The organism is Microbulbifer variabilis (assembly GCF_052467165.1).
On sequence record NZ_CP174301.1, the window covers coordinates 3,063,052 to 3,087,613 of the forward strand.

28 protein-coding genes and 6 tRNA genes are annotated in these 24,562 nt (G+C 53.7%); 10 read left to right on the top strand and 24 right to left on the bottom strand.

The genetic code is table 11. The annotated features are described in order from the left end of the window. Positions 1–9 precede the first annotated feature (9 nt). From ACJJIP_RS13540 to msrB, 12 genes are all read right to left on the bottom strand, one after another. Entirely contained in the window at positions 10–1,431 is a 1,422-nt protein-coding gene (locus ACJJIP_RS13540) for a DcaP family trimeric outer membrane transporter (RefSeq protein ID WP_444945336.1), read from the bottom strand. A gap of 238 nt (positions 1,432–1,669) precedes the next feature. Then, entirely contained in the window at positions 1,670–2,500 is an 831-nt protein-coding gene (queF, locus tag ACJJIP_RS13545; RefSeq protein ID WP_020414726.1) for an NADPH-dependent 7-cyano-7-deazaguanine reductase QueF, read from the bottom strand. Between the two features lie 8 nt (positions 2,501–2,508). Continuing rightward, positions 2,509–3,282 (bottom strand): ABC transporter permease, encoded by a 774-nt coding sequence (locus tag ACJJIP_RS13550; RefSeq protein ID WP_020414725.1) that lies wholly within the window; start codon positions 3,280–3,282, stop codon positions 2,509–2,511. After that, positions 3,279–4,214: an ABC transporter ATP-binding protein gene (locus ACJJIP_RS13555; RefSeq protein ID WP_020414724.1), complete on the bottom strand. Its 936-nt coding sequence runs from the start codon at positions 4,212–4,214 to the stop codon at positions 3,279–3,281. The genes ACJJIP_RS13550 and ACJJIP_RS13555 overlap by 4 nt, the downstream gene beginning before the upstream one ends. Before the next feature lie 211 nt (positions 4,215–4,425). After that, positions 4,426–4,501, bottom strand: a tRNA-Gly gene (locus ACJJIP_RS13560). 39 nt (positions 4,502–4,540) lie between these two features. Beyond that, positions 4,541–4,616 (bottom strand) — tRNA-Glu (locus ACJJIP_RS13565). Between the two features lie 120 nt (positions 4,617–4,736). Beyond that, positions 4,737–4,812: transfer RNA gene (locus ACJJIP_RS13570), tRNA-Gly, on the bottom strand. 34 nt (positions 4,813–4,846) lie between these two features. Next, positions 4,847–4,922: transfer RNA gene (locus ACJJIP_RS13575), tRNA-Glu, on the bottom strand. A gap of 121 nt (positions 4,923–5,043) precedes the next feature. After that, positions 5,044–5,119, bottom strand: a tRNA-Gly gene (locus ACJJIP_RS13580). 1 nt (position 5,120) lies between these two features. Beyond that, a tRNA-Glu gene (locus ACJJIP_RS13585) sits at positions 5,121–5,196 on the bottom strand. Between the two features lie 135 nt (positions 5,197–5,331). After that, a complete protein-coding gene (locus ACJJIP_RS13590) occupies positions 5,332–6,138 on the bottom strand; it encodes a DUF1499 domain-containing protein (RefSeq protein WP_020414723.1) in 807 nt (268 codons plus the stop codon). Further along, the gene (gene msrB / locus ACJJIP_RS13595; RefSeq protein ID WP_211214958.1) at positions 6,135–6,548 is read right to left on the bottom strand and encodes a peptide-methionine (R)-S-oxide reductase MsrB; all 414 of its coding nucleotides are present in this window, start codon (positions 6,546–6,548) and stop codon (positions 6,135–6,137) included. The genes ACJJIP_RS13590 and msrB overlap by 4 nt, the downstream gene beginning before the upstream one ends. 128 nt (positions 6,549–6,676) lie before the next feature. Here msrB and ACJJIP_RS13600 point away from each other — a divergent pair, with 128 nt between their 5' ends. Next, positions 6,677–7,891, top strand: coding sequence for a pyridoxal phosphate-dependent aminotransferase (locus ACJJIP_RS13600; RefSeq protein WP_444945337.1), 1,215 nt, complete (start codon positions 6,677–6,679; stop codon positions 7,889–7,891). Further along, complete coding sequence (locus ACJJIP_RS13605; protein WP_444945338.1) at positions 7,891–8,286, top strand: hypothetical protein; 396 nt, start codon at positions 7,891–7,893, stop codon at positions 8,284–8,286. Before ACJJIP_RS13600 ends, ACJJIP_RS13605 begins: the two co-directional genes overlap by 1 nt. Positions 8,287–8,465: 179 nt before the next feature. Here ACJJIP_RS13605 and ACJJIP_RS13610 read toward each other — a convergent pair whose 3' ends face one another. Genes ACJJIP_RS13610 through ACJJIP_RS13630 form a run of 5 tightly spaced genes read right to left on the bottom strand, consistent with a single transcriptional unit; the run spans position 8,466 to position 13,145 of the window. Continuing rightward, the gene (locus tag ACJJIP_RS13610; RefSeq protein WP_444945339.1) at positions 8,466–9,404 is read right to left on the bottom strand and encodes a class I SAM-dependent methyltransferase; all 939 of its coding nucleotides are present in this window, start codon (positions 9,402–9,404) and stop codon (positions 8,466–8,468) included. Then, the gene (locus ACJJIP_RS13615; protein ID WP_444945340.1) at positions 9,405–10,553 is read right to left on the bottom strand and encodes an ATP-NAD kinase family protein; all 1,149 of its coding nucleotides are present in this window, start codon (positions 10,551–10,553) and stop codon (positions 9,405–9,407) included. After that, positions 10,544–11,674: a 4-phosphoerythronate dehydrogenase gene (locus ACJJIP_RS13620; RefSeq protein WP_444945341.1), complete on the bottom strand. Its 1,131-nt coding sequence runs from the start codon at positions 11,672–11,674 to the stop codon at positions 10,544–10,546. The genes ACJJIP_RS13615 and ACJJIP_RS13620 overlap by 10 nt, the downstream gene beginning before the upstream one ends. Next, the gene (locus tag ACJJIP_RS13625; RefSeq protein ID WP_444901906.1) at positions 11,671–12,564 is read right to left on the bottom strand and encodes a 5'-3' exonuclease; all 894 of its coding nucleotides are present in this window, start codon (positions 12,562–12,564) and stop codon (positions 11,671–11,673) included. The genes ACJJIP_RS13620 and ACJJIP_RS13625 overlap by 4 nt, the downstream gene beginning before the upstream one ends. Beyond that, on the bottom strand, positions 12,561–13,145 hold the full coding sequence (locus ACJJIP_RS13630) for an elongation factor P hydroxylase (RefSeq protein WP_444945342.1): 585 nt from the start codon (positions 13,143–13,145) through the stop codon (positions 12,561–12,563). The genes ACJJIP_RS13625 and ACJJIP_RS13630 overlap by 4 nt, the downstream gene beginning before the upstream one ends. A 293-nt stretch (positions 13,146–13,438) precedes the next feature. Between ACJJIP_RS13630 and ACJJIP_RS13635 the strand changes: the two genes are divergently transcribed. Next, positions 13,439–14,125: a hypothetical protein gene (locus tag ACJJIP_RS13635; RefSeq protein WP_020414713.1), complete on the top strand. Its 687-nt coding sequence runs from the start codon at positions 13,439–13,441 to the stop codon at positions 14,123–14,125. 100 nt (positions 14,126–14,225) lie between these two features. Here ACJJIP_RS13635 and tusA read toward each other — a convergent pair whose 3' ends face one another. Further along, complete coding sequence (gene tusA, locus ACJJIP_RS13640; protein ID WP_026305254.1) at positions 14,226–14,456, bottom strand: sulfurtransferase TusA; 231 nt, start codon at positions 14,454–14,456, stop codon at positions 14,226–14,228. Positions 14,457–14,569: 113 nt separating this feature from the next. Here tusA and ACJJIP_RS13645 point away from each other — a divergent pair, with 113 nt between their 5' ends. Then, positions 14,570–14,857: an antibiotic biosynthesis monooxygenase family protein gene (locus ACJJIP_RS13645; RefSeq protein WP_020414711.1), complete on the top strand. Its 288-nt coding sequence runs from the start codon at positions 14,570–14,572 to the stop codon at positions 14,855–14,857. Here ACJJIP_RS13645 and ACJJIP_RS13650 read toward each other — a convergent pair. The 4 genes from ACJJIP_RS13650 to ACJJIP_RS13665 all read right to left on the bottom strand — a co-directional run bounded on the left by ACJJIP_RS13650 (position 14,832) and on the right by ACJJIP_RS13665 (position 16,901). Continuing rightward, complete coding sequence (locus ACJJIP_RS13650) at positions 14,832–15,470, bottom strand: alpha/beta family hydrolase (protein ID WP_444945343.1); 639 nt, start codon at positions 15,468–15,470, stop codon at positions 14,832–14,834. The two genes, ACJJIP_RS13645 and ACJJIP_RS13650, sit on opposite strands and share 26 nt — an antisense overlap. Next, the gene (locus tag ACJJIP_RS13655; RefSeq protein WP_020414709.1) at positions 15,463–15,687 is read right to left on the bottom strand and encodes a YheU family protein; all 225 of its coding nucleotides are present in this window, start codon (positions 15,685–15,687) and stop codon (positions 15,463–15,465) included. Before ACJJIP_RS13655 ends, ACJJIP_RS13650 begins: the two co-directional genes overlap by 8 nt. 79 nt (positions 15,688–15,766) lie before the next feature. Continuing rightward, positions 15,767–16,579, bottom strand: coding sequence for a class I SAM-dependent methyltransferase (locus ACJJIP_RS13660; protein WP_444945344.1), 813 nt, complete (start codon positions 16,577–16,579; stop codon positions 15,767–15,769). Between the two features lie 22 nt (positions 16,580–16,601). Continuing rightward, the gene (locus ACJJIP_RS13665; protein ID WP_020414707.1) at positions 16,602–16,901 is read right to left on the bottom strand and encodes an MTH1187 family thiamine-binding protein; all 300 of its coding nucleotides are present in this window, start codon (positions 16,899–16,901) and stop codon (positions 16,602–16,604) included. 130 nt (positions 16,902–17,031) lie between these two features. Here ACJJIP_RS13665 and ACJJIP_RS13670 point away from each other — a divergent pair, with 130 nt between their 5' ends. The 4 genes from ACJJIP_RS13670 to mnmC all read left to right on the top strand — a co-directional run bounded on the left by ACJJIP_RS13670 (position 17,032) and on the right by mnmC (position 20,683). After that, positions 17,032–17,562 carry a glycine cleavage system transcriptional repressor gene (locus ACJJIP_RS13670; RefSeq protein WP_020414706.1) on the top strand — a complete coding sequence of 177 codons (531 nt, stop codon included), beginning with the start codon at positions 17,032–17,034 and terminating at the stop codon, positions 17,560–17,562. Between the two features lie 94 nt (positions 17,563–17,656). Next, a complete protein-coding gene (trmL, locus tag ACJJIP_RS13675; RefSeq protein ID WP_020414705.1) occupies positions 17,657–18,127 on the top strand; it encodes a tRNA (uridine(34)/cytosine(34)/5-carboxymethylaminomethyluridine(34)-2'-O)-methyltransferase TrmL in 471 nt (156 codons plus the stop codon). Positions 18,128–18,144: 17 nt separating this feature from the next. Then, on the top strand, positions 18,145–18,684 hold the full coding sequence (gene fldB, locus ACJJIP_RS13680) for a flavodoxin FldB (RefSeq protein ID WP_020414704.1): 540 nt from the start codon (positions 18,145–18,147) through the stop codon (positions 18,682–18,684). A gap of 13 nt (positions 18,685–18,697) precedes the next feature. Then, complete coding sequence (gene mnmC, locus ACJJIP_RS13685) at positions 18,698–20,683, top strand: bifunctional tRNA (5-methylaminomethyl-2-thiouridine)(34)-methyltransferase MnmC2/FAD-dependent 5-carboxymethylaminomethyl-2-thiouridine(34) oxidoreductase MnmC1 (RefSeq protein WP_444945345.1); 1,986 nt, start codon at positions 18,698–18,700, stop codon at positions 20,681–20,683. Between the two features lie 8 nt (positions 20,684–20,691). Here mnmC and ACJJIP_RS13690 read toward each other — a convergent pair whose 3' ends face one another. Continuing rightward, complete coding sequence (locus tag ACJJIP_RS13690; protein ID WP_444945346.1) at positions 20,692–21,333, bottom strand: DUF502 domain-containing protein; 642 nt, start codon at positions 21,331–21,333, stop codon at positions 20,692–20,694. Positions 21,334–21,342: 9 nt separating this feature from the next. On the opposite strand from ACJJIP_RS13690, the gene ACJJIP_RS13695 reads away from it, so the two are divergent. Beyond that, positions 21,343–22,170 carry a glutaminyl-peptide cyclotransferase gene (locus ACJJIP_RS13695; protein ID WP_444945347.1) on the top strand — a complete coding sequence of 276 codons (828 nt, stop codon included), beginning with the start codon at positions 21,343–21,345 and terminating at the stop codon, positions 22,168–22,170. Here the strand turns inward: ACJJIP_RS13695 and ACJJIP_RS13700 are convergent. Next, the gene (locus tag ACJJIP_RS13700) at positions 22,151–22,582 is read right to left on the bottom strand and encodes a hypothetical protein (RefSeq protein ID WP_444945348.1); all 432 of its coding nucleotides are present in this window, start codon (positions 22,580–22,582) and stop codon (positions 22,151–22,153) included. The two genes, ACJJIP_RS13695 and ACJJIP_RS13700, sit on opposite strands and share 20 nt — an antisense overlap. 152 nt (positions 22,583–22,734) lie before the next feature. Here ACJJIP_RS13700 and recQ point away from each other — a divergent pair, with 152 nt between their 5' ends. Next, positions 22,735–24,537 carry a DNA helicase RecQ gene (gene recQ, locus ACJJIP_RS13705; RefSeq protein ID WP_444945349.1) on the top strand — a complete coding sequence of 601 codons (1,803 nt, stop codon included), beginning with the start codon at positions 22,735–22,737 and terminating at the stop codon, positions 24,535–24,537. The last annotated feature ends 25 nt before the right edge of the window (positions 24,538–24,562 follow it).

Genomic DNA, 24,562 nt, shown 5'->3' on the forward strand with positions numbered 1-24,562 from the left:
GCCATCCCCTTAAAACGAAATTCGGCTAGTGAATTGGGTACGCCAAACCGAACCGTAGGCGCCATCCTTATCCTCCCGAGTACCGTAGAGAGCCTCCACACCAAATAACCATTGCGGTGTCGGAGTCCATGTCAGGTTAATACTGCTGTATTGAGTTTCCCGGAATGCAAAGCCAGGCTGAAAGTCGAAATTATCCTGCTGTACCAATCCGTAGGTAGCGACGGTATACAGGCATGGGCTCCACCAATGTTGGTAGCCGATGTACCAGGCAAGTGTTGGAATCGCCTCCAGCCGGTTTTCATAAAAATCATAAGAGGCATCTGCAGGAAAATCGTTCAGGAGCCCCCCATATCCCGCCCCAAAGCTTAAGGAGTATGTAATGAAATCCGGAGCTAAGCGCCCAGGCATATCTATAACACCGCTCAAATTCACTCCCCACCCGGTATCTGAAACAGCGGATTGTGGTTCCCCACTGCCACGTAAATCCCGCACTATAAAACTGCCTTGAAAATTAAAACGGTCCGTCTGGGAGATAACAGCGACTACCGCATCAGGCCAACGAGAAACTTCTACAGCGCCCTCAAACACTCGCTCATCGGGCGCCTCCAAAGCAACTTCCAGAGTAAGTGTTGGGTGATATTTGCGATGCCAACGCACAATAGGATGCCGCAGGGACAGCATTGAATTTGGCCCCTCATAATCCAGGGTGTTTGGCCAGGCATTAAGATTAGTGAATGTGGACCAGTCCTGGCCGATCAGTAAATCACCACCAAGTAGGATATCGCTGACCTGACCATAAGCCTTACGCAACTGTAAAATTGGCTCGGCAATAGTGGTATCCCTGAGGAAATCCATTGTCGTTTCAGTCTTGATCTGCCTCCCCCCCCAGGGCATCTTGGTCTCGAGTTCTAACCTCGAAACCTGCACACTGACATTGGTCTGCCCATCCTCCCCTTCGGCTGCGGTTCTGTCACTGGTGACAATAGCGCTGGTAGTAAATTCAGCGGGACTCACAATTGCACCAGTGTCGTAGTTGGCATCCAGCTCCGCGAAGCCGCCTATCTTGATCCGTAGCTCAGTCCCAGTTACCTGAATTGAGCCTGGCCAGTCTGTTGGTGCTTCGGCGATCGCCGCTTCCAATTCAGAGGGTGAAATTTCGGGAGGATGGTTTTTTATGCGAGGAGGGGGTGAAGGGTCTTGGGGGATTGCGCGCCGCAGCTCCTCCACCTGCTGGCGCAGGGCATCAAGAGCCGCTTTTTGCCGCTGGATTTGTGCCTCCTGCTCTTCCAGCTGGCGCTGCTGATCCTCGATAACACGCAGTAACTGATCCGCCTCAACATATACCTGCGCAATCGAAGGCTGGGCAAAAAGAGCCTGTATGGCAAACACAATCACAGCAGGAAGCGCAGGGGATTGTGTATTGATTTCCATATCTAAGGCTTGACTCCATCTCCCTCGGGCCCGGCCTGCTCAAATTAAAAGTGCTATTTCAGCAGCTGATGCATATTTCCCACAGTTTTATTCAAGAAAGCGTAGTTCAAGACTCTGAAATACTGGTATTGATCCTGTACCAGCCTTTACAAAGCTGGCCAATTGATGGAAATAAAAAGGAGAAAAGCGCCTTTAGCTGGCCCAGCTAGTGCCAGGCCTATAAGAGCTAGAGAAATTATTATTGGCGGGCGAAACGCGGTGGCAGCGGTTTCTCAATACGAGTGGAACGCAATGGGTTAATATCCAGGCCACCACGACGTGTATAGCGGGCACATACCGTCAGCTCAGAAAATTCCGCCAACTGCTGCAGATCGCAGAATATCCGCTCTACGCAGTGCTCATGGAAATCCTGGTGCTCACGGAAAGAAACAATGTAGGCCAGCAGCGCCTCTCTTTTCAGCGCCGGCCCCTTGTACTCCACCATAACCGTGGCCCAGTCCGGCTGGCCAGTAACCGGGCAGTTACTACGCAACAGGTGACTGTAGAGGGTTTCACTGACATCTTCCCCACTTCCTTCCAAAGCGAGTAGCGATTGGGCCGGCTGGTATTGCTCCACGGCAATATCCAGGTCATCCAGGCAAAAACCCTGCGGTCTTTCTACCGCCAGGGCAGCATCTTCCACATCCAGGAGATTCACCTCAACCGCAGCTCCAACAGCTTCGCCCAGGTCCTTTGCCAGGGTATCTTGAACCAATCGCCAAGACTCAAATTTACTCTGATTAAAGGAGTTGAGGTACAGCTTGAACGACTTGGACTCAACCATACAGGGGCTTTCCGCAGGGAAGCTAAATCGCGCTACTGCAACCTGCGGCTTACCCTTCGGGTTCAGCCAGGAGAGCTCAAAGCCCCACCATTCATCCTCACCAAAAAATGGCAGGGCCCCCGCGGACAGGCCCAGCTGCGCGCGGGAGATGGAACGCTGAATTGGGTGCAGCAACTGCGGGTTATAAGTGGATTCGTAAGTGGTTTCCCGACCCAGCGGGAGGTTCTGCCAATCTTCTCTGCTCATAATCAACCTCAATGCCTCAATCGCTTGCCGTGACTCATCAGGTAGAGCCCCCAACTGGCGAGAAGTGCAATAAATACCAAAACCCCAATAAAAGCCCAAGCCACGTTGATATCTGAAACTCCCAGTATCCCATAGCGGAAAGAATTCACCATATAGAGAATCGGGTTGAGCTTTGACAGCCCTTGCCAAAAGGGCGAAAGCAATTCGATAGAGTAGAAAACACCCCCCAAGTATGTGAGCGGGGTCAATACAAAGGTGGGGATAATAGAAATAGCATCAAAGCTATTGGCGTAGATAGCATTAATAAACCCGGCCAAAGAGAAAAGTACTGCGGTCAGGAAAACGATAGCTATGGTAACGCCAACATGCTCAACACTGAGCGATGTAAAAAACATCGCCACCAGGGTGACAATCAAGCCGACAATCAAGCCCCTCGCCACGCCGCCAAGTACATATCCAGCCATTACCGCCCAATTGGGAGTGGGTGATACCAAAAGCTCCTCAATACTGCGCTGAAATTTGGCACTATAAAAAGAGGACACAACATTGGCATAAGAATTGGTAATTACCGACATCATTATCAGACCCGGCACCACAAATTCCATATAGGGATAACCCCCCATATCTCCGATTCGGCTCCCAATGAGAGAACCAAAAATCACAAAATACAATGACATGGTGATTACTGGCGGCACCAGTGTCTGCGGCCATATACGCATAAAGCGACGCACTTCCCGCCGGAAAATTGTGCTGAAGGAGATCCAGGTTAATCTGCTGCTCACTCGTCCACACCCTCCATTTTTTCCTCGGACAACATGGAAATAAACAGCTCCTCGAGGCGGTTGGCACGATTGCGCATACTGGTCACAGTAACGCCTTGGGCTTTAAGCTCAATGAAAACCTCTGTCAGCGACTGCCCCTTCTCGACAGTGATTTCCAGGGAGTGGCTATCCAACAGATGACATTCAAACCCTGAAAGCCCCGGCGCCTTTTCCAGATATTCACTACAGTCGAGAATAAATGTCTCACGATTGAGGGTCTTCAATAAGGACTTGATTGAGGTGTTCTCAACAATCGTACCTTTGTCGATGATCGCAATGTTGCGACACAGGCTTTCTGCCTCCTCCAGATAGTGGGTAGTGAGGATAATAGTGGTGCCCTGCGCATTAATCTGCTCCAGGAAAGCCCACATGGAACGGCGCAGCTCGATATCCACCCCTGCGGTGGGCTCATCGAGAATCAATAATTTGGGTTCGTGGATCAGGGCCCGCGCGATCATCAGGCGGCGCTTCATACCGCCGGACAGCATACGAGCCTGGGTAGCCCGCTTATCCCAAAGTCCGAGTTGCTTGAGGTACTTTTCAGTGCGCTCTTCCGCCAACTTGCGCGGCATCCCATAAAAGCCGCCCTGGGTGGCCACGATATCGAATACTTTCTCGAACTGGCTGAAATTAAATTCCTGCGGTACCACGCCCAATAGACGCTTGGCGGCTGGAAAATCACTATCGATATCAACCCCAAAAATAGAGATGCTCCCGGCGCTCTTGCGCACCAGGGAACAAATAATGCCTATGGTGGTGGACTTCCCCGCACCGTTGGGGCCCAGCAAGGCAAAGAAATCCCCTGGCTGCACCTCAAAGCTGATGCCCTTCAGGGCCTGGAAGCCACCTTCATAGGTCTTTTGCAGATTCTGGATAGATAGCGCGGCGGTCATCTCTCACTCCCGTTACTGGAGGCGCCATTCAACGCGCTTGCCCAAAGGAATTCAACCGGTGGAATACTGGGATTTGACAGTGTGGCCCAGCCTGGCAATTGCCGAAAGTCCAGGCGCGCGCTTACAGTCCCAAAAGCTCTGGCACAAGCGATAAATTAAGAAGCAATATATCGGAAAATTAAAAAGCCGCTCGATTGAGCGGCTTTTTATTTGGAGCGGGAAACCGGGTTCGAACCGGCGACCTCAACCTTGGCAAGGTTGCGCTCTACCAACTGAGCTATTCCCGCGCTTTGGGTTGGCCCGGCAGCAGTGCTGCCGGGCCTTATTGGCATCCCCAAGGGGAGTCGAACCCCTGTTACCGCCGTGAAAGGGCGGTGTCCTAGGCCTCTAGACGATGGGGACAGAAACTTGCACTACAACCTGTCGGTCCCGTGCTGCCATGCTGTCCATGGCATTGCCACTGGTATTCCAGTGACTTCACTCTCCAGATATGACCTGAACATCACCCTGTAAAGCAAAACTTGGAGCGGGAAACCGGGTTCGAACCGGCGACCTCAACCTTGGCAAGGTTGCGCTCTACCAACTGAGCTATTCCCGCAATTTGACCCGGCAGCATTGCTGCCAGGTCGTATTGGCATCCCCAAGGGGAGTCGAACCCCTGTTACCGCCGTGAAAGGGCGGTGTCCTAGGCCTCTAGACGATGGGGACAGAAACTTGCACTGCAGCCTTTCGGCCCTGTGCTGCCATGCTGTCCATGGCAGTGGCCACGGATTTCTCTGTGGCGATACTTCCCGAGCGAACTAGAGATCTACTCGTGAAGCGTGAAACTTGGAGCGGGAAACCGGGTTCGAACCGGCGACCTCAACCTTGGCAAGGTTGCGCTCTACCAACTGAGCTATTCCCGCGTGGCATCCCCAAGGGGAGTCGAACCCCTGTTACCGCCGTGAAAGGGCGGTGTCCTAGGCCTCTAGACGATGGGGACCCAGAATCACCTCTGTCGTCATCGCTGCGTTTTAAAGTGTAGCTCTGCGTCAGAAGTGGGGCGCATTCTATGTACCGTTCAGGGTGCTGTCAACACCCGAGTTAAAATTTTTTTCTTTTATTGTCAGGCACTTACCTAACCCGGTGGATTCGAGGGAACAGATTTCCGGCCCTGGGAGACGGCACTGTTCGCCGCACTGACTGCATGCAGGCGCAACTCCTCCAGAAATTCTCGGATACGCTTTCCATTGGCACCAAGGTCACTCACCCCAACCCGTGAGCTGGACCGGACATCCACTCGTGAGCTACCGTCACTTTCCGCCCTGACTCGCACAACAATATCATCCGTGAATCCCAGCAACAGAGTTCTATCCACGGCTTCGAGGTGGCCATTACTGGGCTCGTAGGAAACAATTTCCCAGCCAAGCTCCTTAGCCACCTCAGCGGCCAGTTCAGTAGTGCGCTCGACCGGCAGGTGCACATGCAAGGGATAGATATCGCCATAAACATCGGCCTCCCGCTGCAACCTTGCCACCTCTTCCCCTCCGTATTCCGCACTGTTCTCCCCCGGCTTACGCAGGCCCGGCACCACACGATACTGGGGTGGGTTACGGGTATCAGTGGTGATATCGTGAATTCTCGGCACAGTAAAGTTGTCCTTGCCCACCGTGATCAGCGGAATTGCCACCGGCAGTAGGCCGAGCAATACTGCCCACAACGCATTACTACGGGTCACGGCGCTGTTACTACGTACCCCCCAGACAAAGATCAACAGGCTGACCAAGGCGATCGCCAGGGCCGCAGCACCGGCGTAGGTGAACACCTTGAAAGCCATACTGAAATGCAGCAGCCCAAATCTCAGCGCGAGCCCGGCCAGAACAATCGCACTGAGCAGCACCCATTGGGCCCACAACAGCCAGCGACTCCAGTGTTTTTCAATCACTCTTCTTCCCCTTCCTCGCCGCTGCTTTTATCCAGTTTTACCGATAAGGAATTAATACAGTAACGCAACCCGGTTTCTGTAGGGCCATCATCAAATATATGCCCGAGATGACTGTCACACTTGCTGCAAAGCACCTCCACTCGCTGCATACCGAAACTGTTATCAGGGAGCTCTCGCACTATCCCCTCGGCAAACTCTGCATCAAAGCTGGGCCAGCCGCAGTGACTCTCAAATTTCGCTCCGGAATCAAACAGAACTTCGCCACAACACTTGCAACGATAAACGCCTTCGTCAAAAACATCCCAATATTCGCCGGTATATGGTGGCTCTGTCCCCCCCTTGCGACATACCTCAAACTCCTCATCTGTCAGCTTATCGCGCCAGTAGTTATCGTCTTTTGGTTTTGACATACTCTCTTGTTCCATTTTTACCAGTTCCCGCAGGAGCGGCAATCGCCGCCAGTGAACTTCCCGGCTTTCGCGCAGCTCGCACGCGGCCCAGGACCGCTCCTGCCAAGCTACAGGGCTGCCGAACCACCATGAAGGACATCCATAAATCTGAAAAACTGCACGGCGTCTGCTATGAAATCCGCGGCCCTGTCATGGAGCAGGCCTACCGGATGGAAGAAGAAGGCCACCGAATCCTGAAGTTGAATATCGGCAACCCCGCCCCTTTCGGTTTCGACGCTCCTGATGAGATTATCCAGGATGTTATCCATAATCTCTCCCAAGCCCAGGGCTATGTCGAATCAAAGGGCCTTTTCGCTGCGCGTAAAGCCATTATGCAGGAGTGCCAGACCCTGGGTATCCAGGGCGTTGATATTGACGACATTTACCTGGGCAACGGTGTTTCAGAACTAATTTCCATGGCTACCCAGGCACTGCTCAATAACGGTGATGAGCTGTTACTGCCCATGCCCAATTATCCTCTTTGGATGGCGGCCACCAACCTCACCGGTGCCACACCAGTACTCTACCGCTGCGATGAGGAATCAGGTTGGTTGCCGGATATCGAGGATATTAAATCAAAGATTACCCCTCGTACCCGCGGCATTGTCGTAATTAATCCCAACAACCCTACCGGCGCCATTTACCCAAAGGAGCTACTGGAGGATATCGTTGAAGTGGCACGCAGCCACAACCTGGTCGTTTTCGCCGATGAAATTTACAGCAAAATTCTTTACGACGATGCCGAGTTCACCCCAATGGCCAAATTGGCTCCAGACGTGCTCTGCCTGAGTTTCAACGGTCTTTCCAAGTCTTATCGCTTAGCCGGTTTTCGATCAGGCTGGATGATAGTGAGCGGCGCGAAACATCGCGCTAAAGGGTTTATTGAAGGCATGGATATACTTGCCTCCATGCGACTATGTGGCAATGTACCGGCAATGTTTGCTGTACAAACAGCCCTTGGTGGCTACCAGAGTATCAACGATCTCGTGCTACCCGGTGGACGCTTGCGCCAGCAGAGGGACTTGGGCCATCAGATGCTAAATGACATTCCGGGAGTAAGTTGCGTTAAACCCAGCGGCGCCATCTATTTATTTCCCAAGTTGAACCTTGATCACCACAAGATCGAAAATGATGAACAGCTGGTGCTGGAGTTCTTACGCCAGGAGAAAATTCTGCTGATACAGGGCAGCGCTTTCCACTGGGATGCACCGGATCATTTACGCATCGTATTCCTGCCAAGGGCAGATGACCTATCCCACGCGATGACCCGCCTGGGCTACTTTCTGGAGCGATATTCCCGCTGATGTTGGACGATTTACATATTCACGATTTCTACCGGGATGCCGGCAGGATTCTGCTGGCACTGTTCGGCCAGTTTCCCCTACCCACAACAATTTATGTTGAGGACATCGCCGGGCCCGATAGCCCTGATGAATTCGGGTTACATTCGCCACGTCATTTGGCCTGCCTGGGAGCAATCAGTTGGCTAAAGCAAAGTGGCTATATTACTTTTTCCCAGCTGGTTCGCCAGGAAGCGGCAGAAGAAACTGTACTGACCCACCGCGGGTTTCTATTGCTGATTAATGCAGAGTCAGGACAGAGCAACGCGCAGCTTCTCAATAGCGCAGTACGCGATGCATCATCTACAAAATTACAGACCCTAATGGAACGCCTGATGCGGGAATTTGCTGCTATTTAACAACCTGCCCAAAAGGATCTATTGCTCTTCAACTAGGGTTTATGACACCTTTCCATAAACCCTTTTCGGCCGGTCATGGATTCACATACACAACTTACGACTGGAGAATTTCTGTTCCGCTCGGCAAGCGGCCAAAAAATTTCAACAGCCCGCTCAAATACCCTAAAAAGATAGCGCCGCTATTCCTGGCGGCGGTATTTTACGTGCAACATTTTTAATGCCGCATCCGGGTCCCGATCGGGAAAATCCGGACTCTGCGCTAAGCGGGTCACAATTTCGTACCCTCTGTCAGCGCCGAGGATCAGCTCGCGGAAATGCGCCTCACTATGACGGGGGGAATTGATGACCATCAGCAAATCCGCCTCATCTGCAAGGCAGGCCGGCAATTGTCGTACGAGTTTTTCGTAATTGTGACTCACATCAAAACGGCCTTTCTGGCGTGTGGGCGGATCTACGATGCCCAACTGGAAAGGGCCTCGGCGGTCAAAACGCTTGAATTGACGCAGCGCGTCAAATTGCAGGAATTGAATGCCGTTCAGGGACAAACCGTTCACTTCGTGGTTTTCGCGCCCGCGATTTAACACACCGCGATTCACATCCACATTGACGATTTCAATATCCCCTGCTGCACGAGCCACAGCAGAAAAGGCACAGGTAAAGGCAAACAGGTTCAGCATTTTCACAGCCCCCTGTTCCGCCCGGGCACGAACCTGTTCTTCCAACCAAGTGCGCCCTGGTTCTATATCCAGGAAAAAACCAACGTTCTGTCGCTCAAAGGTCAGGGGAAACTTCAGTTCACCACGCTTTGCCATCGGAGCTGCCACAGGCTCACCACACTGCCACTCTATCGGGGCACCAGTCTGGTAGCGGCGCTGAGTAGCAATACCACGGTAATCGTGCGGCTCTGCCAGTTGCCAGAGCGTTTCGCACAACTCCGCTTCTCCTTCATACTCTTCGAAAAAAGTCACCAGCAGCGCTGGAAAAAAACTGTCGACACAAACCTGCTCCAACCCCTCATAGCAACGGCCACGGCCGTGGAACAGACGACGACTGTCTCTGCCACCCTGCGCTATTTTGGACTCAACCAGCTCCAGTAGCTGCTGCCAATTGGTAGACACTCAAACTTCTCCGTTACTCAATGGGTATAAAATCGCATCCCGGTAGCCGGTAACTACCCGGATAAAGCCACTCCAATCCCGATCTAATTCCGGCTCACCGCTGTCCACCAACAGGGGGCGGCCTCCAAGTTCAGTTATTTTGGTTTTAGTAGCGACAACCATTAAATTATCACGCCCGACTTCCCGTAGAACTCTTGCGGAAAACTGCTGGTTGCCACGGCCAATCAAGTGCCCCTGGCCACCAATAGCAGTGAGCAAGATTTTTATTGGGCCCTGGTGCGCAGCGATCGCCGCCTCGATCTGTGGTGCACCCACATCCGCCTGTTGTAAGGCACCGTCGATCAGCAGATCCACCCCCAACAAAGTACCTTTACAGCCCAGCTCATTCATTATCGCCAGGGTTGTTGAGCCGGGGCCAACAATGTACAGGGTACCGGGGTCCAACTCTTCAACAATCTCAGCGGCAATGTCTGCCACAGCCAGTTCTTCCACCTCACGCCCGGCATTTTTTACTGCCTGTAAAAAATGCCCCTCCTGGGGCACTAACAGTTCGCCGTAATAACGGGTGCTCACTCTACCCTGGCGAAAAGACTGTTCGTCGATATCCCGCACTTCGCGCTCACACAAATCCACCAACTGACCGGACATGAGGCGCCGTAAAACCTCGCCGCCAGCTTTGGGGGAAATAGCAAAACATGCGGAATGCATCTTGACTCCGGCAGGAATGCCCAGCACAGGGAAATGCTCCCCAAGGGCATTAACCATATTGCGTGCAGTGCCATCTCCACCGATAAAAACAATTAGGTCAGCACCGGCATCGCGAATCGCTTTAGCTGCTTTTTCCGTGTCTGCGGGAGTGGATGGGCTGCTATCGGCAGCCCCCACCTCATTGACAGAGAAACCGAGCGCGCGAGCGGTATCTGTACCCATATCACCGGCAAAACACAGAAGCTCCAATTGCGCGCGAAAAGGGGCTAATGCCTCCAGGGCGATTGCGGCGCGCTTGTGGGATTGAGGCTCGATCCCTGCAGCCAGCGCCTGTGCCACCGCCTCAGCCCCATCACTGCCCTTAAGCCCCGCCGGGCCACCGACACCCGCCCAGGGGTTGATAATCAGCCCCAGTTTTTTTACTTGCTTGTCTAATTGCACTTAAGCCCCAACACCGCTAACCGCTCTTTATCACTTTCACTCAGGTTTTGCGCCGACGTACTGTAATGAGAAAATTCCAGGCGCTCGGGGTATTCTCGGCGCAAACGGTCGAAGGCTTTAGACATCGGCTCAGGGCCTTCCGCCGCTTCACGCAGACGGCAATCATCATTGCGGGGATCATACATTTGCAACAGCAGTTCTGCCTGGATGCCTCCTGAGACAATTCTATTTTGCGCGGCCTCACACCCCGTACTTTTATCCACTGCAGGTAGTGCCAGGTCCAGCGCATTCGACAGTGCCTCTCGAATCATGTGAGTACCCGCAAGCTTGCCGTCCAGGCTATAGCCGGCAATATGCGGCGTGCCCAGGTCAACCAATTTCAATAGTTCAGTATCAATACCCGGCTCATTTTCCCAGACATCCAGCACTGTGCTAAAACGCCGCTCTTTTTGCAGGAGTTGAAGCAGCGCGCGGTTATCTACCACCGCACCCCGCCCGGCACTAATCAGCACCGCTCCATCCCGGATATGTACAAGCTGCTCCGCACCAATCATATGTAAGCTCGGGTAAAGGCCACTTTTAACCAGAGGAGCATGCAGGCACACAATATCCTGGCTAAGCACCTGCTCCAACGGCGCATAGTCTGGGTTCTCTGGTAACCAGGGATCGTAAATAGCGCAGGTAGCGCCCAGGTTGTGCAGCCGCTTCTGCAGCAGGCCGCCAACATTGCCGCAACCGACAATTCCAAAGCTGCGCCCACGCCAGTCGGCCCCCAGGGCCGCCAGGACACAGAATACATATTCCACAACGGAGTTGGCATTACAGCCCGGCGCGGCACTCCAATAAATGCCATTGCGCTCCAGCCAGTCGGTATCCAGGTGGTCAGTGCCAATTGTGCAGCTACCAACAAAGCGGACTGGCGTACCTTCCAACAGGCTTTGGTTTACTCGCGTGACCGAGCGCACCAGCAGAATATCGGCGTCGGCAAGTTGCTCACGGGTAAGGGTTCGGCCAGGGTAACGCACCAGTGTGCCCAGATCCCCGAAGTACTGCTCTAGGGCCGGAATATTTTCATCCGCGACAATCTTCAGGCTGGCACCATTAGTTAAACTTTCACTCATGCAAGCTCTCCATCCATACGGCTCACGGTCCGCACCATCTTCCCTTTCAGGCCCCCGATACCAAATTCTTCCGCGAGGGCCTGGGCCAGATCCAGGTCCACTACTTGCGGACGCAGATCTGCCACAGCAATACCCAGGGGGATATTCTCTTCCAGGCTGGTGAGGCGCTTGGCCAGACGTAACTGCTCTTCAAATTCCTGCAAGCGCTGGGCAATTCCCTTGGCACCACGAATAGGTAGTGACGCCACCTGCTCCAGCTGCACCAGGAGCATCTCTATGCCCTCAAAAGCCTCCAGTAGTCGCGCCGCTGTCTTGGGACCAACACCTGGAATTCCGGGAATATCGTCGCTGCTATCCCCTACCAGTGCCAGATAATCGGCAATCTGTGCCGGTTTCACCCCAAACTTTTGCTCCAAGGCTTCGCTATCCATATGGCGATCCGCAGCGAAGTCCCAAAGGGAGGAGGCCCCCCTATCCAGCAATTGCCCCAGATCCTTGTCGCGGCTCACAACAATCGGCTTGTGCCTTCGCAGCTTTCGGGTGAGGGTGGCAAGAATGTCGTCTGCCTCATAACGCTCACTGGAGAAGCTGGCAATTCCCAGGGCCTCCGCCATCTCCCGGCACGCCGCCAGCTGGAAGGCCAATGCCTCATCGGGCATAGCGCGACTGCATTTATAGTCCGGGTACAGCTCATTGCGGAAGCAACTGCCCAGAGACTCATCAAAAGCACAGGCTATATGGCGCGGATCTCGCGCTAACATATCCAGCAGGAAATTAGTGAAGCCATAAACAGCTTCAGTGGAGTAACCGCTGCGGCTCTCCCAGTTGGGCGGCAGCGCAAAGTAATAGCGGAAAATATAGACGGAGGCGTCAATCAGATAGCTGCTCACGATAACTCCACCAATTGGTAGGCATCCTTATCGAGCGGGTCCGGATACTCAAACTCCTCAGCCAGTGCCTGGGCAAAAGTTCTCGCCCGAGCGTTTGGCCCCTGGGCACAGTACTCCTGCACCTGTTCCCAGATTGCCTTCTTGAAGGTGTCGCTAGGGCCCAGGCCGCTTTGTAGGTTGTCTGCACTGACCCGAAACCGGAAACCACAGGCGCGCGCGAAGACCCACTCCAGCGCCTGGGGCTTGACCTCCACAAGCTCAAACTCAGCCTGCTGCTCAGGGCTGCGCCCATCCGCTTCATACCAATAGCCATAGTCAGGAAGCAGGCGGCGCGCCTCCCCGGCCACACACCAATGGGCCACTTCGTGCAGGGCGCTGGCGGCATAATCCAAGGTAAATTCCACCTGGTGAACCCCCTTGTTCATGGCGGCGGGGCGGTAGTAGGGTTCAGGAAAACCGCCACAAAGTCGGGTATTGAGCCCATTTGGATCCGCAAAACAACGATTAAAGACGCCAATTATGCGATCCGCCATAGGCAAAATTGTAGAAACTGAAGCCATTTCTGGGTTAGGAACGGGCAAGGTGTTCTCCGGGGTACCGCAAAGGCGGGGACTATATCAACGCAGGCGCCTCGATCAAAGCTGTGCCGCAGTGGAGCCAATTGACAGCGCTGGTTGTATTTCCGCAAATCAACATATACCTTTACTGGCAGGGATGCCGCGTTGGGCACCTGCCCTTTCAGCGAATTCCCGGAGGAGGGATAAAGTAGTCAAATACCCTCCTGATTCAGTCTTCCTTCAGAGATAGGGCATAGGTAGTCGCACCTTTGTCTGAGTGGAGACGGTTTACAACCGGCCCTGCCAGGAGGTGTTCCATGACAGACCACAGCATTAACAATGTGGTTGACCTCTTCACCGGCGAGCCGATCGAGACTTCTGCGGACCGGCGCTTTATCCGCCTGTCGCCAGAACTCGACGGCTTGGAAATGCTCTACTCCAACAACTCCAGCGGAACAGACTTCTACAGTCTGAAAGTGCTGTGCTGGGGGCTTAAAGCAAATGGCGAGGTCGTAGGCCTCGTTCCCTGGTTAAACTCAATAGTGGCCTGTCCAGACATCAAGGACCCTTTAGATGGACGCTTTGAGGGCTACTACGATCCCGGCATTGAGGAAATCTTCCACCACCCACCCATTCACAAAGTCGTCGAGCTGGAGACTGCGGCGGAATACTTTGAGTTTGAGAGCAGCAAAGCTGAAGAAGTGCTGCAGGAGATCCCCGATACCATCGGCACCCACGCGGTGTTTATGGATGAGGATCGGGAGAACCTGACGTTAATTGAGGTGATCAGCTGGCGCCTGCACGCCGATGGTTTGATCCACGGCATGCTGATCGACCACGATATCGTTGAGACCACCCCGGTACTGCCGGGTGACCATTGCCTGTACCCCGCACAGGAGAGCGTGGGCTTTCGCTACTTTTTCCAGCACCATATCGCCAACAAGATCAAATCAGAGGACCCGGAGGCATTGGCCGCCATCGCCGCACTGGTAACGGCGCCATAATCTATTCGACCGACCATCTAGTCGGCAGAGAATTGTATCCAGGAGTGTGTTGCCGTCCCTGCCATTATGGGCTGGGGCGGCAGCAAAAGATCTCGACCGGCTATTCCCCTTTTCTAATCCAGAAAACGAATTCGTCATTCTCCTCAACGTGTTGAACCAGCTCATAGCCAAGAAATTGGCAAAACTTAGGTACATCCCGCTGGGTGGACGGGTCAGTGGCAAGCATTTTCAGTACCTCCCCATCGGCGACATTTCGCACCGCTGAGTGCAGCATCATTACAGGCTCCGGGCACAAGAGGCCGCGGGCGTCGAGAGTGTGATCAAACTTCATATAGCCAATTGTGCGCAATTTAACGGGCTTCGTCACCCGAAAACTGGCAGTCACCTAAATCCAGGATTGACGCACTAAACTCCTCTAAGGCCCTATCGCGATTTGGGTACACAATGATTTATGTATTGATTGAGCGGGAGATCGCTGCCGAAATGCAGAGTAGCTATGAGGAGGCAGCACGCAAGGTACTGACCTGTGCCTACCGCACCATCGGCTTTATCGAAGGGCAGACCTATATCGAAAAGGGCAATCCCCTGCGCCGCTTCACCCTATCGAAGTGGCAATCCGAGCTGCACTGGCAACACTGGTACACTAGTGAGGAGCGCCGCGCCCAAATGGCCATGTTGAGCCCCTTATTGGTTCAGGAAGAGCGTATTATCGTCCTTGAGACCGCAGCATAAATTGCGCCGCTATTTCCACCGCAGACTGCCAATGCCCTGCATGAGTAAAACCACTGACACGGCGGGGCTTAAAGTCGTGATCACCATCCTCCAGCCACTCAACTTCGATAGTATCTGCTAATCCGTAAGTGTCGACTTCTACACGGTTGCCTAGAGGGTCTCTATCCCCCTGAACGATGAGCGTCGGGCAGGAGATCGCCTGTAAATGCTCAGTGCGCAGCTTGTCCGGTTTGCCCTGAGGATGGAACGGATAGCCCAGGCAGACAACTCCTGCAATCAAACTCTCGGCAAAGCTTTCATCAGCAAGCAGGCTCGCCACCCGCCCCCCCATGGACTTGCCACCAATAAATAAGGGAAAACCTCCCGAAAAATGCGCAATCTGCTCGCGAAAACACTCCTCAAGCTGGGGCATGGTGTTAGGCGGGCGCTTACTGCCACCGGTGCGACGTTGGGCCATATAGGGAAACTCGAAGCGAATCACCTCTACACCCTGTCCACACAGCCCCTGGGAAAGAGCCTGCATAAATTCGCTATCCATGGGCGCGCCAGCACCATGGGCAAACAGAAAGCGGGCTTTGGGTGACTGGGGGCTATCTATCAGGTAATCAGACATCGGTGGGCAGATCCTGGGCGAGCACCAGGTTGACGCTCTCCTCACCCGGTTCAAACCAGATGACTACCTCACCGGACTGAAGCTGTCGGCGTAAGCTCGCAACCTTCTCTGGTAATTCCACTTCGCTCTCACCATATTCGGTGCCTTCTCGGGTGGCGTATTCTTCCAACAAGTTCTGCAGGGTGCTGGCATCCAGCTGTTCATAGGGAATGATCATACAACTATCAGATAGGGTGAGATGGGAGCGGCAAATGCCGCTCCCAATATTGACGATATCAGCGAGGTGGGATTGTGGCTTAAGACTTTGGCTTGCGGAAGCGCAGGGTCATGCGGTCGCTCTCACCAATAGCCAGGTACTTATCCTTATCCTCATCCCCCAGGCGCAGCGAGGGCGGCAGGGTCCAAACCCCTTTCGGGTGCTTGGCAGTATCTTTCGGGTTGGCATTCACCTCACTGGCTTCCTCCAGCTCGAAACCCGCTTTCTTAGCGACTTCAATTACGTACTCCTGGGTGACATAACCACTCTTAATCATATCTTCCATGCTGGTACCAGGTTTGGCGCGATGCTCAACCACACCCAGGATGCCGCCAGGCTTTAGGGCAGTGAAAAAGCTGGCAAACGCTTTATCCTGATAATCGCGGTACATCCAGTTGTGTACATTGCGGAAGGTCACTACGGCATCAGCACTGCCGGCAGGTGCAACTTCACGGCCAGTCTGGGGTGAAAACTCGGTAATAACTACGTTTTTGTAGGCTTTTTCATTACCTGCGAGCTTTTCCTTAAAGTTCTTCAGGGAGCGCTGATAATAAGCAGACTCACTGTCTTCAGGAAAGTGTGCCGCGTAGAGCTTACCCTTCTCACTCAGGTAGGGGCCGAGAATTTCCGTATACCAACCGCCTCCGGGAGTAATCTCCACAACGGTCATATCTGGCTCAATTCCCATAAACTTGAGGGTTTCTGCGGGATTGCGGTACTGGTCACGAGCGGCGTACTCCTTGCTGCGCTGGTCTCCCTTGATTACCGAACTCAAGTCGGCAGCCTGCGCGCCAGTGGCCAGGGCCAGAGCACCAGCTAGCGCTACCAGAGATTTCTTGATATTGATCGTCATAATCGTTCCTGTTTTGTTATCGTTAATCCAGCTTCGATCGCACACTGTCGATCTTATCCTGTAATGACTGGTCACGGTCTACACGAGTTCCCAATTTCAGGCTGGTGGTGATGCGCTCAGCACCCATTGCATGCACCCGCTCATGACAGGCTTTCACTGCCGCCATCACCTCATCCCACTCCCCCTCTATGTTGGTGCCGTAAGCATGTAAATGGTGAGTAAGCCCGGCTTCCGCCAACGCTTTCTCGCACTCTGCAACATACTTACTTACGGACACCCCTACACCCATTGGAATCACACATAAATCGGCAAGTACCTTCATCGACAGTCCCTCGCAAGTTACCCGGTACGGGCGTGAAAGATAATGGCTTTGAGATTGACCGATAGAGTTATCCGACGAGATCCTATTACAATGCTTTCTATTGGTCTCTAGTGAAGTAAAGGAATATTACATGCAACAGCATCTCGTTATCTCTATGATCTGTGACGACAAGCCCGGTGTTGTAGAGAAGCTTTCGACAGCCATTGCTGATAACGGCGGCAACTGGGAAGATAGCCATATGGCGCACTTCGCAGGAAAGTTTGCCGGTATTCTGCGTGTCGCCGTACCCGGTGACAAAAGCCAACCCATGAAAGATGCCCTCGCCAAACTGGCCGACGACGGATACAACCTGGTAATCGAAGATGCCGTGGCCGTTTCAACCTCCCCACAGCAGACCCTTACCCTAAAGCTGGTAGGCAATGACCGTCCGGGCATAGTTCGAGAAATCTCCCGTGCGCTCACTGCCCACCATATCAATATGGAACAGCTGGAGACCATCTACAGCAGCACACCCTGGAGTGGCGAGCCCCTATTCACCGCCGAATGCACCATCAGTGTGGACGAGAATATAGATCTCGATGGCCTGCGCGATGAACTCGACCAGATTGCCAACGAACTGGGTGTGGAAATCGACTGCGAGGAGATCGCCACTCCCATCTAATTGTGGAATAATCCGCAGCCATGCGAAGCTGGGCACTTCCGCCCAGCTCAATTCAGCCAAGCCATATAGCGCCACCACAGGCGACTCCCAGCGAATGTTCAAGATTGTTCTGTACCAACCTGAAATTGCCCCCAACACCGGTAATATTATTCGCCTCTGCGCCAATACCGGCGCCGAGCTGCACCTGATTGAGCCCCTCGGCTTCGATATGGACGATAAACGCCTGCGCCGCGCCGGGCTCGATTACAGTGAATACAGCCGTGTAGTTCGCCACCAGGACTGGCAGACTTTTCTCGACAGCGAAAAACCGGCCCGGGTATTGGCCCTGTCCACCAAAGGCAGTCATAGCCATACTTCTGTGGCGTATCATGACGGCGACGCTATCGTCTTCGGCCCCGAGACCCGGGGGCTGCCGGCGGAATTTCTGCAGGAAGTAGGCCACCAAAACACCCTGCGTATCCCGATGCGTGCGGAGAGCCGCAGTATTAACCTGTCCAATGCCGCCGCCATCGTCATCTACGAAGCCTGGCGGCAGTTGGACTTTAGTGGCGCCCTCACCCAGTAGTAAGAATTTCACTTGTTATGCAAAATTCTCAAGCCCCAATAGGGCTCTTTTACGGCTCCAGCACCTGCTACACGGAAATGGCCGCAGAGAAAATCCGCCAATGTATCGGGACCCAGTGGATAGACATACACAATGTGGCTGAAGTGGATATCGCCCAGGCTGAGGATTATGACTTCCTGCTGCTCGGTATACCTACCTGGGACTATGGCGAGTTACAGGAAGATTGGGAAAATATCTGGGATGACCTGGCGCAACTGGACTTACACGGCAAAACTGCAGCCCTGTTCGGCCTTGGCGACCAGGAAGGCTACCCCCAGTGGTTTCAAGACGCTCTAGGTTACCTGCACGCTCAATTGCAGGCTTGTGGAGCCCGTATAGTGGGCTACTGGCCCGCAGAGGGCTATGAGTTTGAGGAGTCCAAAGGCCTTACTTCCGATGGCAGCCAGTTTGTTGGCCTCGCTCTCGATGAGGAAAATGAATTCGACCTCAGTGAAGAGCGTATCCAGCGCTGGTGCGATCAGGTAATGCGCGAGTTTGGCCTGCGAGACGAGGCCTGACGGAAGCACAATTGTGAGCGAACCCAGCAATAAGCACGCGGATATCGATTGGCGCGAAGATGGTCAACCCTTGTCCCGAGCCTACGACGATATTTATTTCTCTACCGCCTCTGGACTGGAAGAGACTCGTTACGTATTCCTACAGCAAAATTCCCTGACGGAGCGCTGGGCAGACCTGCCAGAAAACGGCACCTTTACTATCGGCGAAACCGGTTTTGGCACCGGCCTTAACTTCCTGGCCGCTTGGGAGTTGTGGCAGAAAATTGCGCCCAAAAGCGCTCACCTGCACTTTATATCCGTGGAAAAGTTTCCACTGCGACCGCAGGACTTGAGCCGCGCCCTGGAGCTCTGGCCCCAACTTCAACCGCTTTGCCAACAACTGATCAGCAACTACCCGCCCCTGCTGGCTGAGGGCGTGCATCGACTGCAGTTCGGCCAGGTCAACCTGACCCTGATTATCGGGGAAGCCAGTGAAGCCTTAAGTAACTTACGCCTGCAACAGGAGTCCCGTGACCGGGTGGTGGATGCATGGTTCCTGGATGGCTTTGCTCCAGCCAAAAATCCGGATATGTGGACGCCGCAATTGTTTACGGCTATGGCCACCCTGAGTAAACCCGACGCTACCTTTGCCACTTTCACCTGTGCAGGGTTGGTTAAGCGCGGGCTCCGTGACGCTGGCTTTAAGCTGCACAAAGTGCCCGGATTTGGCCGCAAGCGGGAGATGTTGAGCGGCTCGCTCGAGGAGCTCTACTCCAGCGGGGTCAGCGCGACCCCCTGGCACCTGCCGACAGCGGCCCCCAAACGCCCTCAAACTGCTGCCATTATTGGCGGTGGAATCTCCGGCGCTACTATTGCCAGGGCCTTGGCGGAACGTGGAGTTCAAGTACGGGTCTTTGAACGAGGAGACTCCCCCGGCAGCGGTGGCTCAGGCAACAACCAAGGCATTCTCTACGGAAAGCTCTCCCCCAAGCCAGGACCAAATGGCGACTTCAACCTGCACGCCCTGATGTTCGCCCAGCGCTACTATCGCCAGCACTGCCCTCAGGTAGCGCATTTCAGCGGCCTGCTGCAATTAGCCCAGACCGAAAAAGAGCAACTGCTCCAGTCTCAAATTGCCGCATCCTTGGCATTATATCCGGGGCAAATGGTGGCACGAGCTGTAACCTCAACCGAGGCCAGTGAGCTGGCTGGCGTTCGCCTGCCTTTCTCGGGGCTCTATTTCCCTGACGCAGGCTGGCTGGAACCGCAGAAAGTCTGCAGCGCCCTACTGGAGCACAAAAATATTGAAAGGCGTCACACCAGCAATATTGATCTGCTGGAGCACTCAGGTGGCAGTTGGCTACTGCAAGCTGGCAGTGAAAAAATTGAAACCGACATTGTGGTGCTCTGTGGGGCCAATGATATTCGCAGTTTCGCCCCAGCTACCGCCTTGCCACTGAGACCCATACGAGGCCAGGTATCCCGAGCACTGGCTACAGCTGGCTCTGCAAAACTCAAAATGGCCCTTTGCGGCGAGGGTTACATCACCCCCGCATATGAAGGCCGCCAGAGCTTTGGGGCAACATTCAAGCTCAAGGAGACCGCTATAGATCTGCGAGATAGCGAACACCGGGAAAACCTGGAGACCTTGGCCGGGCTGTTGCCCGAAATCGCTCAAGAATTTTCAGACCAGACCCTTACTGGCCGCGCCGCCCTGCGTGCCGCTACGCCAGACTACCTGCCCCTGGCGGGCCCGCTACCCAAATGGGATTCACTTGAGAATACTTACAGTGACCTGCGTAAAAACCGTAAACTACTTATCGATAAGCAGGCCAGTTACCAGCCCGGTTTATATGTCATGGGCGGATTGGGCTCCCGCGGATTTACTTATGCCCCATTAACCGCAGAAATACTTACTGCCTGGATCCTGGGCGAGCCCCTACCGGCCAAAGCAGACCTGGTTAAAGCCCTGCACCCGGCAAGATTCGCCATTCGCAACCTGGGCAAAAACCGCAGCTAAAACCCCACTTAATCGCGCCCTTTTCCTTTTTCAGAAGGTTTCGCCGGTAGTGCCAGCAGATTGGCACTACCGGCGCCGCAGGCCACTATAGTTTTCATCGCGGCCTCTACCGTCACTCCCGGTAATATTTCCACACACTCTGCAGGTACGTGGAACACAAAGCCGGAAGTCGGAACCGGGGCAGTAGGGACATAAACGGTCATATCCCCATTGGCGTGCTGTGAAGTCACAATAGCAGTAACCGCCAGCGGGTTATCGGCCCCATGAATTCGCACTCTCGCGACTGGTCCTGACAACACTCCCTCACCGCCGCCTCCTATAAACTGGAGAACCACGTCTTTGATGGTGCTATATCCCGGCGCCAAGCGCCCCAACCAGTGATCCACATGGTGATGCAGCCAATGGCCGATACTGGTTTTTACCAATAAACCAATCAGGAAACAGCTGCCCAAAATCAACGCTATCACCACGAGCCGTGCAAGGGTATCCTTAAACTCCGTGTGGGCCTCCAGCCAAACAGCGGCTGGCGCTACGATTTCACTAATTTGACCAAATAGCCACTGAAACAGCAGCACAAAAATGGCTATAGGCAGCACGACTGCCAGGCCACCCAACAGGGTCAAAGTGACAAAGGTTTTTACTCTGGTCATAGACTATTGATGTACCGACTTAGAATTCGCAACTGGATACTGCTACTACTTCCTACCTTGCTGCCATTGGCAGCAGAGGCACAGCTCCAGTTGACCCCATTCTCCATCCTGGAAGAGCGCCAGCGCGGTGGAAACCACTTCACTCAAGGGCTTTTCTATGATGGACAGCGCTGGTGGGAAAGCAGCGGATTATATCGCCGCTCCTGGCTTGCCGAGTATACCGACCCAGCAGCAAAACCCGTAAGGCGCAAATGGTTACCGCGTAAACTTTTTGCCGAGGGCCTCACGGTTCTTGGGGGCAAACTTTACCTGCTTACCTACAAAGCCGGCGAGGCCCATATCTACCGAGCCAGTGACCTTCATCACCTGGAGATCCTTAACTACAGCGGTGAAGGTTGGGGACTTACCAGCGATGGCACACACCTGATTATGAGCGACGGCAGTGACGAACTTGCTATTCGCGACCCGGATAATTTCAAAATACTACGCAAACTCAAAGTAAAGGGTGCAGGGGAAAAGTGGTCGCACTTAAACGAACTTGAGTTTGCTCAAGGTATGATCTGGGCAAATATCTGGCAGGACAACCGTATTATTGCCATAGATCCGAAAAACGGGCAGGTAATAGGCGGTATAGATCTGCAGCAACTGACCCCAGATGTACGCAATCATCCGGATACTGTGGCCAATGGCATAGCCTGGGACAAGGAGCGCAACGGCCTCTGGGTTACGGGGAAATACTGGAAACAATTATATTTGATTCGCCCGCAAGGGCTCGGCTTCAACAACCCCGATACCATAAAACCTGAAGCATCAAAAGTTAGCGCTTCTGGTCGATAACCGTCAGTACACCGCCATTGCGTAGATAGTCCATAGACGAAAGCTGTAATTGCAATTCGAAACCATAGCCACGGCTTTGGAGGCTGACACCATCTAACCCATCTTCACCATCGTAAAGCACTGTGGATTGGCCGCTCTCATCCTGCCACTGGATTCCTTCCACTTTACGCATTCCCGGTAATTCAAGGGTTAGCAAAGTGAACTCTTCGGGGAGTGGCTGCAGCTCCACTTGCGCAACACCTGATACGGTAGCAAGAGAAAATACCAGTTGGTTTTCCGGGGCGGAACGCCACCCCAAGTGAGTATCTGCAACAACAGACTGCGCTAACTCACGTGGAGCAATAGATGAGCAACCCAGAGGCCCAGCCAAAGTACAAAACCACAACACAAAATACAGGATCAAAGTGCGCATAGCCCTATCCATAGCCGGTCGCTGTGATAGCTTGCGATTATACCCCGTGATTCATCTCACAAAACAAAAACTGCCATTGCATGGTATTTCAAGAAAAAAACGATAAATAAACTCACCGCACAAACCTGTCCTGCGGGGTATACTCCGCCGCCATGAATTCTCCACAGCATATTCTCGAACACGTCTTCGGCTATACCCATTTCCGCGACCCACAAGAAGCGGTGATCAATACTTTGATGGCCGGAGAGGACGCCTTGGTTTTAATGCCTACCGGTGGGGGTAAATCCCTGTGCTATCAGATCCCAGCCCTGGCCAAACCTGGCTGTGGAATAGTGATATCCCCTCTTATCGCCTTGATGCAAGATCAAGTGGAGGCGCTACAGGAAGCGGGTATACGCGCGGCTTTCCTGAATTCTTCACTTTCCTACGATGAAGTACAGTCGATAGAACACCAGCTTTTGCACGGCGAACTGGATCTTCTCTACTTGGCGCCGGAACGGCTTTTACAGCCTCGTACTCTTGCTCTCCTGCAGAGAATCCAGCTGTCATTATTTGCCATTGATGAGGCCCATTGTGTATCCCAGTGGGGGCACGACTTTCGTGCAGATTACCTGCAATTGAACTGCCTGCACGAGCAGTTCCCCAGAGTGCCACGAATCGCCCTGACAGCGACCGCCGATAAGCGCACTCGTGCAGAAATTGCCCAGCGCCTGGATCTTGAGGGTGCACGTCATTTTGTCAGTAGTTTTGACCGCCCCAATATCCAGTATCGCATCGAGCCAAAAGATAACCAACGCCGCCAAATGCTGCAGTTCCTCAAAAATGACCATGGAAGTAATGCCGGGGTTATCTATTGCCTGTCCCGCGCCAAGGTGGAGAATACTGCTGAGTGGCTGTGCCAACAGGGGTTTACGGCCCTGCCCTATCACGCTGGCTTGCCAGTAGAGACCCGGGCTGAACACCAGCGGCGTTTCCTGCGAGAGGAAGGTGTTATTGTCGTCGCTACCATTGCCTTCGGTATGGGAATCGACAAACCGGATGTCCGTTTTGTTATCCACCTGGACCTGCCCAAAAGTATCGAAGCCTACTACCAGGAAACCGGGCGAGCCGGACGGGATGGGGAACCCTCCATCGCATTGCTACTTTATGGCCTCGAGGACGTAGTAAAACTTGGACAAATGGTGGAAGCATCCGAGGGCAGTGAAGAGCACAAGCGCCAGGAACGTGCTCGCCTCAATGCCATGCTTGGCTTGTGCGAAATTACCAGCTGTCGCCGCCAGTCTCTTCTGCATTATTTTGCAGAGGACCTGGAAGAGCCCTGCGGTAACTGCGACACCTGTCTTGAACCTCCCGCGACCTGGGACGGCAGCGAAGCTGCTGTCAAATTGCTCTCCTGCGTCTATCGAACCAGCCAGCGCTTTGGTGCCAGCCACGTAATCGACGTACTGCGGGGCTCAGAAAATGAGAAAGTGCGCAAATTTGGTCACGATCAACTCTCCACCCATGGGATTGGTAAAAGTCTTTCCACTATCGAGTGGCGCGCGGTGGTCCGCCAGCTAATCGTGCGCGGCTACCTGGAGGTTGAGGGTGAATATCAATGTTTAAGACTGACAGAAATCTGTCGTCCCTTATTACGAGGTGAAGAAACTCTATTCTTGCGCAAGCTGCCAAATAATGCGACTCAAACACAAACTCGGAATACCGCGAATCTCGAAGAGCTAGCCCCAGAGGAGCAGCCGCTGTGGGAAGCCCTGCGTAACTGCCGTAAGCAACTGGCGGAGGAGCGTGGTGTGCCTCCATATGTCGTATTTCACGATGCCACCCTAAGAGGCATGGTCAAGGCTCACCCGTACACTCGAGCAGAGTTACTTAAAGTTTCCGGTGTAGGTGACAGTAAGCTCGAGCGCTTCGGGGATGCTTTTCTCGCCGTCTTGCGGGATTTCCCCAAGCTGTAGAACCTTTTATCTCCTGGGATTTTTT

What these genes read in the sequence shown, in the direction of transcription:
- recQ (WP_444945349.1), top strand. Translation starts at nt 22,735, where the DNA reads ATGAATTCTCCACAGCATATTCTCGAACACGTCTTCGGCTATACCCAT.
- tusA (WP_026305254.1), bottom strand. Translation starts at nt 14,456, where the DNA reads ATGAAGTTTGATCACACTCTCGACGCCCGCGGCCTCTTGTGCCCGGAG.
- fldB (WP_020414704.1), top strand. Translation starts at nt 18,145, where the DNA reads ATGCAAAATTCTCAAGCCCCAATAGGGCTCTTTTACGGCTCCAGCACC.
- ACJJIP_RS13655 (WP_020414709.1), bottom strand. Translation starts at nt 15,687, where the DNA reads ATGATCATTCCCTATGAACAGCTGGATGCCAGCACCCTGCAGAACTTG.
- ACJJIP_RS13605 (WP_444945338.1), top strand. Translation starts at nt 7,891, where the DNA reads ATGTTGGACGATTTACATATTCACGATTTCTACCGGGATGCCGGCAGG.
- ACJJIP_RS13650 (WP_444945343.1), bottom strand. Translation starts at nt 15,470, where the DNA reads ATGTCTGATTACCTGATAGATAGCCCCCAGTCACCCAAAGCCCGCTTT.
- ACJJIP_RS13600 (WP_444945337.1), top strand. Translation starts at nt 6,677, where the DNA reads ATGAAGGACATCCATAAATCTGAAAAACTGCACGGCGTCTGCTATGAA.
- ACJJIP_RS13645 (WP_020414711.1), top strand. Translation starts at nt 14,570, where the DNA reads ATGATTTATGTATTGATTGAGCGGGAGATCGCTGCCGAAATGCAGAGT.
- ACJJIP_RS13700 (WP_444945348.1), bottom strand. Translation starts at nt 22,582, where the DNA reads ATGCGCACTTTGATCCTGTATTTTGTGTTGTGGTTTTGTACTTTGGCT.
- ACJJIP_RS13635 (WP_020414713.1), top strand. Translation starts at nt 13,439, where the DNA reads ATGACAGACCACAGCATTAACAATGTGGTTGACCTCTTCACCGGCGAG.
- trmL (WP_020414705.1), top strand. Translation starts at nt 17,657, where the DNA reads ATGTTCAAGATTGTTCTGTACCAACCTGAAATTGCCCCCAACACCGGT.
- msrB (WP_211214958.1), bottom strand. Translation starts at nt 6,548, where the DNA reads ATGTCAAAACCAAAAGACGATAACTACTGGCGCGATAAGCTGACAGAT.
- ACJJIP_RS13695 (WP_444945347.1), top strand. Translation starts at nt 21,343, where the DNA reads ATGTACCGACTTAGAATTCGCAACTGGATACTGCTACTACTTCCTACC.
- ACJJIP_RS13690 (WP_444945346.1), bottom strand. Translation starts at nt 21,333, where the DNA reads ATGACCAGAGTAAAAACCTTTGTCACTTTGACCCTGTTGGGTGGCCTG.
- ACJJIP_RS13665 (WP_020414707.1), bottom strand. Translation starts at nt 16,901, where the DNA reads ATGAAGGTACTTGCCGATTTATGTGTGATTCCAATGGGTGTAGGGGTG.
- ACJJIP_RS13660 (WP_444945344.1), bottom strand. Translation starts at nt 16,579, where the DNA reads ATGACGATCAATATCAAGAAATCTCTGGTAGCGCTAGCTGGTGCTCTG.
- ACJJIP_RS13540 (WP_444945336.1), bottom strand. Translation starts at nt 1,431, where the DNA reads ATGGAAATCAATACACAATCCCCTGCGCTTCCTGCTGTGATTGTGTTT.
- ACJJIP_RS13555 (WP_020414724.1), bottom strand. Translation starts at nt 4,214, where the DNA reads ATGACCGCCGCGCTATCTATCCAGAATCTGCAAAAGACCTATGAAGGT.
- ACJJIP_RS13620 (WP_444945341.1), bottom strand. Translation starts at nt 11,674, where the DNA reads ATGAGTGAAAGTTTAACTAATGGTGCCAGCCTGAAGATTGTCGCGGAT.
- queF (WP_020414726.1), bottom strand. Translation starts at nt 2,500, where the DNA reads ATGAGCAGAGAAGATTGGCAGAACCTCCCGCTGGGTCGGGAAACCACT.
- ACJJIP_RS13670 (WP_020414706.1), top strand. Translation starts at nt 17,032, where the DNA reads ATGCAACAGCATCTCGTTATCTCTATGATCTGTGACGACAAGCCCGGT.